The sequence below is a fragment of the Gilliamella sp. Fer1-1 genome, from assembly GCF_001690825.1.
GTDB lineage: Bacteria > Pseudomonadota > Gammaproteobacteria > Enterobacterales > Orbaceae > Gilliamella > Gilliamella apicola_C.
In genome coordinates, this window is the sequence record NZ_LZGX01000045.1 from 1 (window position 1) to 15,630 (window position 15,630).

10 protein-coding genes are annotated in these 15,630 nt (G+C 34.5%); 4 read left to right on the forward strand and 6 right to left on the reverse strand.

Features of this window, described 5'->3' with window-relative positions; all coding sequences use genetic code 11:
* Positions 1 to 122: 122 nt before the first annotated feature.
* The 4 genes from A9G28_RS06270 to A9G28_RS06285 form a co-directional block, all read right to left on the reverse strand.
* Positions 123 to 674, reverse strand: coding sequence for an MltR family transcriptional regulator (locus A9G28_RS06270; protein ID WP_065580127.1), 552 nt, complete (start codon positions 672 to 674; stop codon positions 123 to 125).
* 4 nt (positions 675 to 678) lie between these two features.
* The gene (locus tag A9G28_RS06275; RefSeq protein ID WP_065580112.1) at positions 679 to 1,842 is read right to left on the reverse strand and encodes a mannitol-1-phosphate 5-dehydrogenase; all 1,164 of its coding nucleotides are present in this window, start codon (positions 1,840 to 1,842) and stop codon (positions 679 to 681) included.
* 78 nt (positions 1,843 to 1,920) lie between these two features.
* Positions 1,921 to 3,801 carry a PTS mannitol transporter subunit IICBA gene (locus tag A9G28_RS06280; RefSeq protein ID WP_065572396.1) on the reverse strand — a complete coding sequence of 627 codons (1,881 nt, stop codon included), beginning with the start codon at positions 3,799 to 3,801 and terminating at the stop codon, positions 1,921 to 1,923.
* A 679-nt stretch (positions 3,802 to 4,480) separates the two neighbouring features.
* Complete coding sequence (locus A9G28_RS06285; protein WP_065567896.1) at positions 4,481 to 6,079, reverse strand: phosphoethanolamine transferase; 1,599 nt, start codon at positions 6,077 to 6,079, stop codon at positions 4,481 to 4,483.
* A gap of 1,015 nt (positions 6,080 to 7,094) precedes the next feature.
* Here A9G28_RS06285 and A9G28_RS06290 point away from each other — a divergent pair.
* Both A9G28_RS06290 and A9G28_RS06295 read left to right on the forward strand, forming a co-directional pair.
* Positions 7,095 to 8,627 carry a hypothetical protein gene (locus A9G28_RS06290; protein ID WP_065567897.1) on the forward strand — a complete coding sequence of 511 codons (1,533 nt, stop codon included), beginning with the start codon at positions 7,095 to 7,097 and terminating at the stop codon, positions 8,625 to 8,627.
* A 10-nt stretch (positions 8,628 to 8,637) separates the two neighbouring features.
* Entirely contained in the window at positions 8,638 to 9,249 is a 612-nt protein-coding gene (locus A9G28_RS06295) for a fused MFS/spermidine synthase (protein ID WP_065580113.1), read from the forward strand.
* A gap of 486 nt (positions 9,250 to 9,735) precedes the next feature.
* Here A9G28_RS06295 and glmS read toward each other — a convergent pair whose 3' ends face one another.
* Together glmS and glmU are read right to left on the reverse strand one after the other, a co-directional pair.
* Positions 9,736 to 11,568: a glutamine--fructose-6-phosphate transaminase (isomerizing) gene (glmS, locus tag A9G28_RS06300; protein WP_065580114.1), complete on the reverse strand. Its 1,833-nt coding sequence runs from the start codon at positions 11,566 to 11,568 to the stop codon at positions 9,736 to 9,738.
* A gap of 3 nt (positions 11,569 to 11,571) precedes the next feature.
* Complete coding sequence (gene glmU / locus A9G28_RS06305) at positions 11,572 to 12,957, reverse strand: bifunctional UDP-N-acetylglucosamine diphosphorylase/glucosamine-1-phosphate N-acetyltransferase GlmU (protein ID WP_065580115.1); 1,386 nt, start codon at positions 12,955 to 12,957, stop codon at positions 11,572 to 11,574.
* Between the two features lie 151 nt (positions 12,958 to 13,108).
* Between glmU and hemG the strand changes: the two genes are divergently transcribed.
* Both hemG and typA read left to right on the forward strand, forming a co-directional pair.
* Complete coding sequence (hemG, locus tag A9G28_RS06310) at positions 13,109 to 13,648, forward strand: menaquinone-dependent protoporphyrinogen IX dehydrogenase (protein ID WP_065567972.1); 540 nt, start codon at positions 13,109 to 13,111, stop codon at positions 13,646 to 13,648.
* 148 nt (positions 13,649 to 13,796) lie between these two features.
* Positions 13,797 to 15,623: a ribosome-dependent GTPase TypA gene (gene typA / locus A9G28_RS06315; RefSeq protein WP_065567901.1), complete on the forward strand. Its 1,827-nt coding sequence runs from the start codon at positions 13,797 to 13,799 to the stop codon at positions 15,621 to 15,623.
* Positions 15,624 to 15,630: the final 7 nt, after the last annotated feature.

Sequence of the window (15,630 nt, forward strand, 5' to 3'; positions counted from 1 at the left end):
GTTATATATTTTGATTATGATTTTTTTGTAGAATTAAATACAAATTCGTTTTCATTGTCATAATAATTTTTATATAAAAATGTTATAAATTAAATAAAAATCTTAATATCAATTAACGATTGTTATGGAAAGTAATCTAATTTTTGTTTATTACTGATGCGTAAAGTGAGATCGGTAATTGCGATGATTAATGCAGAGCGGATCATTTGTTGATAACGATTTTGATACATAGATGACTTTAAACCATCTACAATTCCTGCCGCTTTTTCATGCTCTTGCTTGTGATCCCAATTAGGCGGTAAAACCATGTCATGCAATAAGCTAATCGGTCCTAAAATTTCATCATCAAGATAAGTATATTTTTTTTCATCGTTATCTAATTCATCTAAAATGGCCATGAGTAGCTCAATATCTTCAAACTCTTCGCGTGTAATAATACCTAGCACATATAACAGTTTTAAACAAACAGAGGTATCATTCAACGGTCCATTTTTACCCATTAACGAGGGGATAACAAATTTTATTGCGTGCGGTTCTTTACGAAAGGCTTTTTGGATTAAATGGTTAACGCTATCACTAATCAGATTAATTGCAACAGCCAACAAGCTGTGAATATCAGCCTGTTGGTTGAGTTTTTCTAAAATAGTATCTTCTTGTAATATCGTTCCTGGCATTTTTTTATACAAATTGACGATTTTGCATTGCAGTATAAAGTTCTTCTACCTTTTGAACAATAATATTGTTGTTTTCAATACCTGAAATTTCAGTAAATGCGGCTTTTACCCCTTTATTAGCAATAAGATCTGCAAGTTCAACGGCTTGTTCATCGCCATCATTACGATAGTTCAGCGCAGCGGCAATACCAATCAATAAATTAGTATTTTGTACTTGATACTCAAAAGTGCCAAGTAATGGTTTAATTAAACGATCATTAGCGCCCAGTTTTCTTATTGGTTGACGGCCGACACGAGCTGTATCATCTTGTAAATAAGGATTTTCAAAACGAGATAAGATTTTTTCGATATAGGCTATATGTTTTTGATCATCGAAATTATAACGTTTGATAAGAACTAGACCGCTTTCTTCCATTGCACCCCGTACGATTAAACGAATGCGTTCATCTAAAATAGCATCTCGAATCGTTGCAATATTATGATAAAACCCTAAATAAGCCGTAATGGCATGGCCTGTATTTAAAGTAAATAACTTGCGCTCAATAAATGCCATTAAATTATCTACTGGCTCCATGCCTTTTATGTGTGGAATTTTGCCAATAAACTGTGTTTCATCGACGATCCATTCCGAAAATGTTTCAACCGTTACTTCTAAAATGTCGCCTGTTTTTGATGTGGCTGGTGGGACAATGCGATCTACCGCTGAATCCACAAAACCTATATGGGTATTTACCCATTCATGCAACTCTACGGGTAATGTTTTAAAAATTTCTTGTTTAAAATGATGGGTACCTTTCACCATATTTTCGCAAGCAATAATGTTTAGCGGTTTAGCATTACCTTGCTTATGGCGAGCAATAATGCCTTGTGCAACGATGGCGGCAATGCGTGCTAGAATTTGCGGTCCTACGGCTGTTGTTAGTAAGTCAACTTTTGCTATATGGTCGATAACTTCACTTGATGTGCTATTAATTGCGTCAACATTTTTAACTATTTCGGTTGTCGATTGCTCACCAACAACATTAACTGGATACTCATGACGTTTAGCGATATCATCAATAATTTGTTGATTGACATCGGCAAACGTAACATGCACACCAGCATCTGACAATAATTTACCAATAAAACCGCGTCCAATGTTACCTGCGCCAAAATGTAATGCTTGCATAATAATTAACCTTTATTTGAGTTTAAATTTAAAAAGAGAAAATTAAATCCCATATTTTCGGAATTTAATCAATATTGTTTAGCTTAATATTGCTAAAACTTCTTCAACGTTATTTGTTGTCGCTAGTTTGGCAATAATTGTTTCATCATCTAATGCATTAGTCAGTTTTGCTATTACATCAAGGTGTTCATTATTGCGAGCAGCAATACCGATCACGATTTTTGCTTTATCGTCTTCTTCGTGACCAAATTGCACACCTGAAGGGTATTGGCAAAATACAATTCCTGTTGTAATGACATCATCTTTTGCTTCAATCGTACCATGAGGAACAGCAATTGATTCACCAAGGTAAGTTGATGTAAGTTGTTCACGTTCAATCATGGCTTCTATGTAGTCCGGTTTCACATAACCATTATCGACTAACTGTTGACCTGCAAAACGAATCGCTTCTTCTTTATTTTTAGCGGTCAACCCTAAAAAGATATTTTTTTCTGATAATTTAAAGAGCGGGGTATTATCTGTGGATGTATTGTTTACAAGTATTGCTTTTTCTTCTGCTATGCTAGAATTTTGCGAGCTTAAAAGATCAACTACGAGCTGGCTATATAGTTGGCTATCTAAAAAGTTAGTTAATGAAATATGATGTGCGTTTGGCGCATGTTGTTTGGCTCGATCAGTTAAGTCTTTATGCGTAATAACGATATCAACATCGTTTGGAAGATTATTAATCGCTAAATTAGTGACAAAAATATCCAAATTGGCATCTTGAACTTTTTTGCGTAATACTCCTGCACCCATAGCACTTGAGCCCATTCCTGCATCACAAGCCACAATGATTTTTTTCACTTTCGCAAGGTCAAGTGTGCCGTTTACCATGCCTTTTGCTTCGCTTTTCATTGCAGAGATATTGGATTTTGCATCTTCAAAGCTTTTGTCTGCTTCTTTGGTTGTCTTTAATAAAATAGCTGAAGTGATAAACGTAACCATTGTTGCCGCAATGACAGAAAAAATGACACCAAGCATTGATGATTTCGGCGTTACGGCAAGAACGGCAATGATTGAACCTGGTGATGCTGGTGAGCTTAACCCTGCACCAAATAGTGTTAAAGTAAATACGCCTGTCATTCCACCTAAAATCACTGCAATAATAAGGCGAGGATTCATTAATACATATGGAAAGTAAATCTCGTGGATCCCACCAAAAAAGTGAATAATTGCTGCACCACTGGCCGAACTTTTGGCTGAGCCTTTACCAAAAAACATATAGGCTAATAATAACCCTAATCCAGGACCAGGGTTTGCTTCAATTAAAAAGAAAATCGATTGAGAATATTCAGCCGCTTGTTGAATACCTAACGGTGAGAATATGCCGTGATTAATTGCGTTATTTAAGAAAAGAATCTTAGCGGGTTCAATAATGATAGAGGTTAAAGGTAATAAATTGTGTTCAACCAAAAAATTAACAGCAATAGTTAATTTACTTGATGCTACAACGACAGAAGGGCCAATTGCAAAAAATGAAAGTAATGCTAAAAGCATACCAATAATACCAGCAGAAAAGTTATTCACTAACATTTCAAAGCCGCTTTTGATTTTGCCATCGACAGCTTTATCAAATTGTTTAATTACCCAACCACCTAAAGGACCAACTATCATTGCCCCTAAAAACATAGGAATATCTGAACCAACAATGACCCCCATTGTTGTGATTGCACCAACAACTGCGCCACGTTCTCCGTGAATTAATTTACCGCCAGTATAACCAATCAAAAGTGGTAATAAATAAGTAATCATAGGACTAACTAGCTTGGCAATAGTTTCGCTTGGATACCAGCCTGTTGGAATAAATATAGCAGTAATAAATCCCCAAGCAATAAACGCACCGATATTTGGCATTACCATATTACTTAAGAAACGCCCAAAGTTTTGAACTTTCAATTTGATATTTGAGGTTGTCATAATATAAATCTTTCCTTCTTGATTGATATAACTATTATGTGATTATTGTAGAGGGATTTAGTTATTTAATTCATCAAAAATAATCGATAAATGTGATGTATATCACGTAGTTAAACCTAGGTATTTTTTATTTTTTGTGATTTAAATCACACTTTTTCTGTTATTAGTAAAATCGGTTATTAAATGAAATGGCTAATTGCGAATAGCGCGTGTTCAGAACATTCGAGTTGTTATAAATTAGTTTTTATCATCAAATAGGATAGAAGATAAGAAGTGTTTGTGTATTAAGATCATTTTATGATTGGCATTAATACCACAAAAAGTTCGTTGAAATTAACTAATAAAACGGTCTCTTGCCACTTTAGGCTTATTACAGTGTGATATTAGATTGCGCTATTCAAATTATAATTATTATGTGGTTGGATGTGTGATTATTTATTGCATAGAGGAGGCAAGAATGGCATATGACAAACGTTTCTTACCCTATTAATTATATATAAAAAATGTTGGCTGAACTTGTTCAATTCAAACCAACATTAAAGTCAGAGCTTAGTAAAGATTAGAACTTTGCTTTATTATCGCATTGGTTGCTAATAACTAATAAGAGAAAAAAGTCGCAATACTACAAAATTTATAGTAGATATTGCTATTTATTTTTCAAAAAAAGTTATAGCAACAATCAATCATCATTAGAAATTTTTAAAAAAGGCATAACGTTGCCATTAGGCATAAAAACACGATCGTTATTTTTTTCTTTATTCAAAATAGTTTGATCAACATCATATCCCAAAAGATTAGATAAAATATATTTATTCATCAATCCACTTAAATAACCAGTTGGACTTCGAAATGACTCTATAAATTGACAGTTATAGCGATCATTTGTTGATATAAACATAAACGGAATTAAAAATTGGTCAATGTGATTACCAATTCCATGCCCTACATTAACAATCTCGCCATGATCCGAGGTATAAATTAAGGTATAATTATGGCTGTATTTGTTAATAACATCGTACAATGCTTTCACTGTACGATCCGTGTGATGGATGGTCAGATCATATTTTTCAGCATCAGGTAAAGCTTGCTTATCAACTTCATCATAATTTTCATAAGGTTGATGGCTGCCTTGTAAATGTACGAAAATGAATTTTTTCGGTGAATTGTCTTGCTGAAGTGTTTTCTCTAATAGCTGACTTAAATAAACATCAAGCGTATCTTCACTAAAAGAGACAACGTCACTCTTACGTGCAATAAAACCAAATTTAGTATTAAATGACCCTTTAATTTCCTGATAACGTGATGCTAGCCAATAGGTTTTGTAATGATTGAATTTAGCCATTTCAATAATTGACTTATTATTAAATAAATTATCATCACTTTCTGGAACATTAAATGAAAGAGTTAACGGTAACGAATCCTTTGTAAAAGCAGCTGCTGAGTGGCTATTTTGAATAATACAAGCACCATTTTGACTAAAAATTTTGGTCATAAAAGGTGTTGTTTGTTTATGGTAACCGTAAGCGCTGTATCGGGTAGCTAATGAAGATTCGCCCATAATAAATACCACTAAGTCATTATCAGGTTTATTGGGCGGTAAAAGAATAGCTTCATTGAATTTTTCAATCTCATTTTTACTAGAATAGATGTCTGTTGAGGCGAAACTAGCTAGAAGATAAGATAAATTACCCATAACAGCGGGATATGTAAAACGAAATTTTATTACACTATTTTTATAGTAACCTCTCTGAAAATCATGAGTTAAAGATGTATCTATTGTTTTAATTGCAATAATAGACAATGTAATTATATAACAGAGTACCAGGATAGTGGATTTCAATTTAATAGTAACTATTTTTCTGGAAATAAATAAAATAAGAATAGTTGCAATCAATGCAGGACCTATTATGATTAAAACTTGTTTAGACATTGATAATGCTTCATTAACATTGCTTTCGACAATGGAATCAAGTACACCGACCGATATTACGTGCCCGTAACAAATGAAATAACTTATTTCGGATAAAAATAGAAAGAGAAATAGTGTACTAAGCGCAACAATAAAATAATGGCGACTGTAAATACCGATGTGTACGACTAAAATAAAACCTAATGTTGTTATCCAGCCTACATAATATAGATAATTTTTAAAAACAGGTTCAGTAAATATGACACCAGATTTTGTTATAACGATATAAGCCCAAATGGCGCTAAGAATAGTATAAACTAACAATAAAATTAGCGTTTGATTGTTTTTTATAATTTTACATGTTTTCATAATTTATTTCTTATTCCTTTTTATTATTAATTAATTTAGCAAATAAATTCTTGTATTTAATCCTCACCCAAATATTAGATAGTGCTTTTAGGTCATACTACTTTTCGTATTGTTTAACGATATTCAATCATTAGTTGAATATTGAAAATATTGATTATAATAGATTTTTATCTATTCAAATAGTGTTTTATTTGTGCTATCCGTTGTTTTGTGATGACAATACATTAATAATATGCGTTTTGAATTTATGGAAAAACTTTTAGTGGCTGTATCAGCCTAACAATTTTCAGCACTGTTCATGCTTTAGTTAAGTCTATGCTGTTGGAATACTAATCACTTAAAATTAGCACTGTAATATTAGTTTGCTCAATCATTATGCAATGACTTCTTTTTTGAGAAAGTGGCTATTATGTAGTAAGGAATTTTTGAGTGTGTTACAGACTAAATACCTATCAATATAAATAATTACAAATAATTATAATCCACCTTTGTGGGTTTTCATATGAACGATTTTCATTACTCAACCTCCGATTATGTTTATTCAAAATAATTGCCTATTTAATTATTTGGCAGTGTATTATGAGCTAGATTGAGCTATGTCTAAAATTTAAATTTACGTGCTACTTTACTCCTTAATACTAGTTTTTTGTAATACCTAACCAACCGTTTTTTCTGATATATCATAGCCTTTATCCCTGATATCATGCACTAAGTTTACTGGTGTTGTTGGGATTGATTTGCTTAATCCTTTTATCAAACGTTTATTTAAGTATAACTAAATGGTTAGCCATTTTTAGCTAATAAAAATTCACATTAGATAGTGTATAATCAACCGCCTATTTTAGTATCTGTAGCTTCAGAAGTAATCAATATGGCAATTCAGTCATGGAAACTCGATGGCATTGGAGATAAGAATGGAAGTAATTATATAAAAACTTCTGAATAATACAGTTAAATAAAAAATAATTAGCTAAATTTTATTTTAATATCAAGGAATTTTGAGGAGAAAATTGACATGAAATATTTTGCTTGGTGTATTTCTTTTCTAGTTGGGCTTATGAGCCTAGGACAAGAAATGCTATGGTTTAGGATAGTTAGCTTTAATTTAAGTGGTGCACCTTATGCTTTTGCAATCGTACTATTCTTTTTTCTATCAGGTATTGCTGTGGGAGCCGGTCGAGGTAAGATTATTTGTACGAGCTGTTCTAATTTATTATTAGCCGGGGGGGGAGTTTTAATTTTTGCTGGTTTCATTGATATATTAATTCCATTTATGATTCAAAATATAAACCAACCAAATGATTTTATATTTCGTTTGATTATATTTTGTATTCTGATATTGGTCATTGCAGCTTTAAATGCAATATTATTTCCAATTGTGCATCATTTAGGTACGAATATTGCTAATGGCAAAGTAGGGGCATCAGTTTCTAAAGTTTATTTTTTTAATATTATTGGCTCAACACTTGGTAGTTTATTAATTGGCGGCGTTCTTCTTGATTATGTGTCTATTTCATCAATGTTTATTCTCATTGGTATTATTTGTATTTTATTAGGCATTTTGATGATAATTAAAAAATCGGTCGCTTCTGTTATCGCTGTTGCTATACTTGGTATCGGTTGCTTTTGTTTAGTAGATAAACACACTGATTATCTTTTCAAAAATACGTTTGAAAAAGGCGTGTCTATCAATTCCTATATTGAAAATCGCTACGGCGTAATTCATATAATCAATGATAATAACGTGGGATTGAATAATGTTGTATTAGGTAATAACATGTATGATGGCATGTTAAATATAGACCCAAATTATGATATCAATGACTTAAATCGCCTTTACTTATTAGCGGCTGCTCATCCAAACCCTAAAACAGCTTTGGTTATTGGTATGAGCGCTGGTGCATGGACTCGGGCATTGTCTAGTTTTCCTACATTAGAAACCATTGATGCTATTGAAATCAATAAAGGTTATTTAGATATTATTAAACAATACCCTGTTGTTTCACCATTATTAGATGATCCAAAGATAAATATTTATATTGATGATGGGCGACGTTGGCTTAAACGCAATAGCGATAAAAAATATGATTTAATCATTATGAATACAACTTACCATTGGCGTTCAGGTATAACTAATTTATTATCGCAAGAAATGATGAAAATACTGCAACATTCATTAAATCCTAATGGTATTTTGGCATTTAACAGTACCCGTTCACTTGATACATTAAAAACAGCGCAATCGGTATTTAAACATGCTTATTGGGGCACAATGGGCTTTATTTATGCCTCTGACTCAATGATGAAAATTGATGAAAATGTAGCTAAAGCTCGGCTTGATAAGTTAGTTTTAGATAGTAGACTGCTGTTTAATGAAGAATCTAAACAATTTGAAAACGGTGCTTACAAAAAAACATTAGAGACAAAACTATTAAGCTTAGACGAAGTTGAAAAACTTTATAATTTAGGGCGAGAGACAGAAGTTATTACTGATAACAACATGATAACAGAATATAAATATGGGTATTTTATAACGAGAGAGAAATAAGGAACTGTTTATGTTAAGCAAAAGACAATTATTACTATTAAGTACGCTATTTTTTATTTCTGGAATGAGTGGTTTAATTTATCAAGTCGCTTGGCAACGAGTGCTTTATTCCGCTTTTGGCTCCGATGTTGATTCTGTTACAATCATTGTATCGGCATTTATGTTAGGACTTGGTCTAGGAGCTCTTGGCGGTGGCAAAATTGTTGATAAATACCCAAATAAAGCACTACAGCTTTTTTGTTTTAGTGAATTTGGAATTGGTTTATTTGGAATAATTAGTTATCCACTTATTTTATTCGTGGGTGATATTTTTATTAGTTACAATTTAATTGTTGTTGCCATTGTTAATTTTTTATTGGTGCTTGTTCCAGCGCTCTTGATGGGAGCAACATTGCCAATTTTAATCACTTATATTGCACAGTTTTGGAAAAATATTGGTCAAACAACAGGACATCTTTATGCTATTAATACTTTTGGTGCAGCCGCTGGAGCATTTTTAACAGGATTTATTTTATTTATCCATTTTGGTATTAACGGTGTAACGATATTCGCAGCATTCGGTAATTTTGTTGTTGCCACACTTGCTTATCTGTTTTTGAATAAAGCGCAGATAAAGGTTTGATAGAAAGATCGATAGAATGCTATAAAGGTATTTAAAGATGAAAATAAGCGAAAATTATCGCTTATTTTCAATTGCCTCAAAGCTAACTAATTAAGAAGCTTTATTATTAAGTATACATCATCAATAAAGTTAACGATAGCGTAATTAGGATTGTTGATGGCGTATTCCTGTGTTTTTTTAGATTTCATCTGTCATTTCCCTTTTTTTTATTTCTTTTTCTAGAGTGATAATTTTTTGCTACTCACTAGTTAGTTCTCGTTTTTGTGTTGTTGGAATTGATTTGCTTAACTTAACCCTTTTATCAAGCGTTGATTTATCTATAATTAAATGGTGAGTGATTTCAGCTAATGAAAAACGTACAGTAGATGAGTATAATCAAGAGCCTTTTGAGTCGCTGTATGGAATTTTCTGGTCATAATTTGTTCTGTTATGATTTTTATTTATATCATAGAGGTGACATTTGTCTATTTTAGAAGGAGATGATGATTATTCCACTGTTACCGATTTTGCCAAATTTCGAGGCTGATCAACATCGGTACCTTTGATCAAAGCAACATGATACGCTAGCAGTTGTGTGGGCACAGTGTAATAGATTGGTGCGGTGAATTCTTCGATATGGGGTAGGTTGGTAATCTGCATGGTGCCATCACTAACAAACCCTGCGCCTTGTTCAGCAAAGACATACAGTTTACCACCGCGAGCTTTGACTTCTTCGATATTGGATTTGAGTTTTTCTAGCATTTTGTTAGTTGGCGCTATAACTATCACAGGCATGTCAGAGTCAATCAATGCTAATGGACCGTGTTTGAGTTCGCCAGCGGCGTAAGCTTCGGCGTGAATGTAAGATATTTCTTTCAGTTTTAATGCGGCTTCCATGGCTATTGGGTATTCATCACCACGTCCTAAAAATAATGCATGATGTTTATCAATAAATTGCTCAGCTAATTTTTTTATTTTTGATTCAAACGTGAGCACTTGTTCAATGCGATTGGGTAAGATTTTTAGTGCATGCACAATAGCCTGCTCAGTACTTTCTACCATATTATTTAAACGTCCTAATTTAGCAACAAGTAATAATAATACGGTGAGTTGTGTTGTAAAGGCTTTGGTTGATGCAACGCCAATTTCAACGCCAGCTTTGGTTAATAATACTAAATCCGCTTCACGCACAAGAGTGGATGCCGCAACATTACAAATAGCAAGAGTACTTAAGTAACTATTTTTTTTTGCTAGCCGCAATGCGGCTAATGTGTCAGCGGTTTCACCTGATTGTGAAAGAGTAATAAATAGGCTATTTTTTCGACGAGCTGGTTTACGATAACGAAACTCAGAGGCAATTTCGACATCACATGGTATACCGGCTAAGGCTTCAAACCAGTAACGTGCTACCATACCCGCATTATAAGCGGTGCCACAGGCAACAATTTGTACATGTTCAACTTGTCTTAAGATACTTTTTGCTTCAGCTCCCAGTTCTGATAAATCGATTTTACCATGTGTCATGCGACCCTCAAGGGTATTTTTAATTGCATTGGGTTGTTCGTAGATCTCTTTTTGCATGTAATGACTATAGCCAGCTTTATTACCCGCATCATATTTTGCATCAGATTCTATATATGGGCGGATTACTTCATGATGGCTTTTGTCTAAGATTGTTATTGAATTGTGAGTGATAAGAGCAATATCACCTTCTTCTAAATAGATAAATTGGCGGGTGGCGGGTAATAGCGCTAATTGATCTGATGCGATAAAGTTCTCGCCTACGCCACAACCAATAACTAAAGGACTGCCAGAGCGCGTTGCAACTAATATATCTGGATTGCGCGTGTCCATAATGACTGTGCCATAAGCCCCTCGTAGTTGCGGGATAGCTTTTTGCACGGCGTCAAATAAGGAACAATCTTCGGTTGATATAATGTCATGAATTAAGTGGGCAATAACCTCGGTATCGGTTTCTGAACGGAATTGGTAGCCTTTGGCGATCAGCTTTTCACGCAATGGTTCAAAATTTTCAATAATTCCATTATGCACGACAGCAATAAAGCTAGATACATGTGGATGGGCGTTATGTTCAACTGGTTCACCATGGGTTGCCCACCGAGTATGTGCAATGCCAATAGAGCCTTTTATTGGATATTGTGCTATTGCATTTTTTAATGCTTGCACTTTACCAACACGGCGAACACGTTGTAAAACACTTTGTGGTGAAATGATTGCCAGACCTGCAGAATCATAACCACGATATTCTAATCGTTTTAGACCTTCTAGTAATATTTCTGCAACATCACATTTGGCAATAGCTCCCACAATTCCACACATATTTTATTCCCCATTAATTAATTTCGTTGGACGTTTCCAATTTGCAAGCTGTTTTTGTTTAACTCGGCTTACTACCAATTCATTGTCATTGACATTGTTGGTAACCGTTGTACCAGCTGCAATGGTTGCGCCTTTACCGACTTTTACTGGTGCAATTAATTGTGTGTCCGAACCGACAAACACATCATCTTCAATAACGGTTTTAAATTTATTTGCACCATCATAATTACAGGTGATAGTGCCTGCGCCAATATTGACATTATTGCCAATTTCGCTGTCGCCAAGGTAACTTAAGTGTCCCGCTTTAGTTAATTTGCCAAGGTGCGCTTTTTTTAGTTCAACAAAGTTGCCAACATGAGCTTGCTCGTCAAGCTTTGAGCCAGGCCTTAAACGGGCAAAAGGGCCAATGGTACACTGTTTAGCAATAATTGAATCTTCAATAATGCTATATGGGCTAATGTTTGAATGATCATCAATTGTGCAATTTTTTAAGATACAACCTGCACCAATAAATACGTTATTGCCAAGTTTGACGTTACCTTCAATGATCACATTACAATCAATCGTAACATCTTTGCCGTGCAAGAGGGTTCCTCGTAAGTCAAAACGGTTTGGATCAAGTAGCGTCACACCAGCTAGTAACAAGTTTTGCGCTTGTAGGTGTTGATATTGTCGTTCTAATGTGGCTAATTGTTGGCGATTATTAACACCTTCAACTTCAAATTGTTGTACTGGGTGTGAGGTTAATATTTCATAACCATCTTGGTGTGCAAAAGCAATAATATCTGTTAAGTAGAATTCTTTTTGCGCATTATTGTTGGTTAACCGTGATAGCCAATTTTTCAATAATTTGCCGTTAACAAACATGATACCTGTATTAATTTCATTAATTTTTTGTTGCTCAAGCGTGGCATCTTTTTGTTCGACAATGGCAACAACTTTACCGTTGCTGCGCTCAATGCGCCCGTACCCAGTTGGGTCATCAAGGATTACTGTCAATAATGCTATACCTTGCTTTGGTTTGCTAGCAATTAAAGTTTCCAGTGTTTGAGTCGATATAAGGGGGATATCGCCATATAAAATTAAGATATCTTCGTCATCTTGAATGTGAGGGATAGCTTGTTGAACAGCATGGCCTGTACCAAGTTGTTCTGCTTGGTAAATCAGTTGTACATGCTGATCTTTAAGAGCCTCTTCAAGCTGTGCTTTGCCATGGCCATAAACAATATTGATGCAATTGGTATTAAGTTGTTGAACTGTGTCAATAACATGTTGTAACATCGGTTTATTGCCAATTTTATGTAAAACTTTAGGTAGGTTGGAATACATCCGTGTGCCTTTTCCTGCCGCCAAAATAATCGCATTCAGTTTTGGAGGTGCAATTGCCATAATCAGTTCCGTTCAGGTTAAATTAGCCTAATACTATAATCAAAGTTTTTAATGAAATCACCCCCAATCTTTTAATTTTTATCATAAAAAAAGTAATATTGATATTTACCAAAGGGTTTAACAAAAAAGGAAGTAATGCATGAGTTCCATTATGAAAGTTTTATTACTTTATACCACACACGAAAAGCAAACTTTTAAAATTATGCAGCGCATAAACATGCAACTTAATAGTAAGTGTGATTGTGAGGTAATTGAACTATTGCCCGATACAAAAATCGATTTGACACAATACCAAGCGGTATTATTAGGTAGTTCAATTCGTTACGGGTTTTATAGTAAGGTAATGAAAGCGTTTATAGATGAACATTATCAGCAATTGAATGCCATGAAATCTGGTTTTTTTGGAGTAAATATGGTGGCTAGAAAACCTAATAAAAATACCCCAGAAACCAATTTATATACCAAAAAATTTCTGGCAAAAATAGCATGGAAGCCAACTATTACCGCAGTTTTTGCTGGTGCACTTTATTATCCTCAATATAATTGGTTTGATCGTAATATGATCCGCTTTATTATGTGGTTAGGAAAAGGTGATACAGATGTAACAAAACCAGTTATTGAATATACTGATTGGAAAAAGGTAGATAAATTTGCTGAGCAATTTTTACATTCAAACGTAGCCATTTGCTAAAATTTTTTACATGGAAATTGATATTTTGTTGGGTTTACCAAATTATCAAGCTCTTTTCAATAAACTTTGTGATATAGATCAACATTTCGGTTAAAAAGGTGTACAATATCGCGCCTATAGAATATGTCTCCTAATTGGAATTTTAATTGTGATTGAAAATTTAAGAAATATTGCCATTATTGCTCACGTTGACCATGGTAAAACAACTTTGGTTGACAAATTATTAAAACAGTCGGGTACGCTAGATAATCTGCGCGGTGACGATAACGAACGTATTATGGATTCTAATGCTCTTGAAAAAGAGCGTGGTATTACCATTTTAGCGAAAAACACCGCTATTGATTGGAATGGTTACCGAATTAATATCGTTGACACCCCTGGGCATGCTGATTTTGGTGGTGAAGTTGAACGTGTTATGTCAATGGTTGACTCTGTATTGTTGCTTGTTGACGCAATGGATGGCCCGATGCCACAAACACGCTTTGTAACGCAAAAAGCATTTGCTTATGGTTTAAAACCGATTGTGGTTATCAATAAAGTCGATCGTCCTGGTGCACGCCCTGATTGGGTTGTTGACCAAGTGTTTGATCTGTTTGTTAACTTGGGGGCGACTGATGAACAGTTAGATTTCCCTATTGTTTATGCTTCAGCTTTAATGGGTATAGCCGGTTTAGATCATGAAAATATGGCGGAAGATATGACACCGTTATTTGAAGCGATCGTTAAACATGTTGAACCGCCAAAAGTTGATTTAGACGGTCCATTCCAAATGCAAATTTCTCAACTTGATTATAACAACTATGTTGGTGTTATTGGTATTGGTCGTATTAAACGTGGTCGTGTTAAACCAAATCAACAAGTGACTATCGTCGATAGTGAAGGCAATAAACGCACTGGTAAAGTGGGGCAAGTGCTTGGTCATTTAGGTCTGCAACGCTATGAAGCTGAAGTTGCCGAGGCTGGTGATATTATAGCATTAACAGGTCTTGGTGAGCTCGGTATCTCTGATACAATTTGTGACAATAGTTGCGTTGAAGCTCTGCCAGCGTTAACTGTTGATGAGCCAACAGTGACTATGTTCTTTAATGTTAATAGCTCACCATTTGCTGGTAAAGAAGGTAAGTATGTGACTTCTCGCCAAATTCTTGAGCGTTTAAATAAAGAACTGGTACATAATGTTGCGTTGCGAGTTGAAGAAACCCCTGATCCTGATGCATTTAGAGTGTCTGGTCGTGGTGAATTACATTTGTCAGTGTTAATTGAAAATATGCGTCGCGAAGGTTATGAATTAGGGGTTTCTCGTCCTAAAGTTATCTTTAGAGAAATTGATGGTAAAAAACAAGAGCCATTTGAACAAGTTACACTTGATATTGAAGAACAACATCAAGGATCCGTGATGGAAGCGCTTGGCTTACGTAAAGGTGACCTAACAAACATGTTACCAGATGGTAAAGGTCGTGTACGTTTAGATTACGTTATTCCAAGCCGTGGGCTTATTGGATTTAGAACGGAATTTATGACCATGACATCAGGTACTGGCTTGCTTTATTCTACCTTTAGTCATTATGATGATGTGCGCCCAGGTGAAATAGGTCAACGTAATAACGGTGTAATGATTTCAAACGGTACAGGTAAAGCTTTGGCTTATGCGCTTTATGGTTTGCAAGACCGTGGTAAGTTATTCCTAGGTCATGGTGCTGAAGTTTATGAAGGTCAAATTATTGGTATTCATACTCGCTCAAACGATTTAACTGTTAACTGTCTAACCGGTAAAAAATTAACCAACATGCGAGCATCAGGTACAGATGAAGCAACTACATTGTCACCACCAATTAAAATGTCATTAGAACAAGCATTAGAGTTTATTGATGATGATGAATTAGTCGAAGTAACGCCATTATCTATTCGTCTACGTAAACGTCATTTAACTGAAAATGATCGCAAACGTGCGTTTAGAAGTGGTAATAAAGACTAATTGTTGT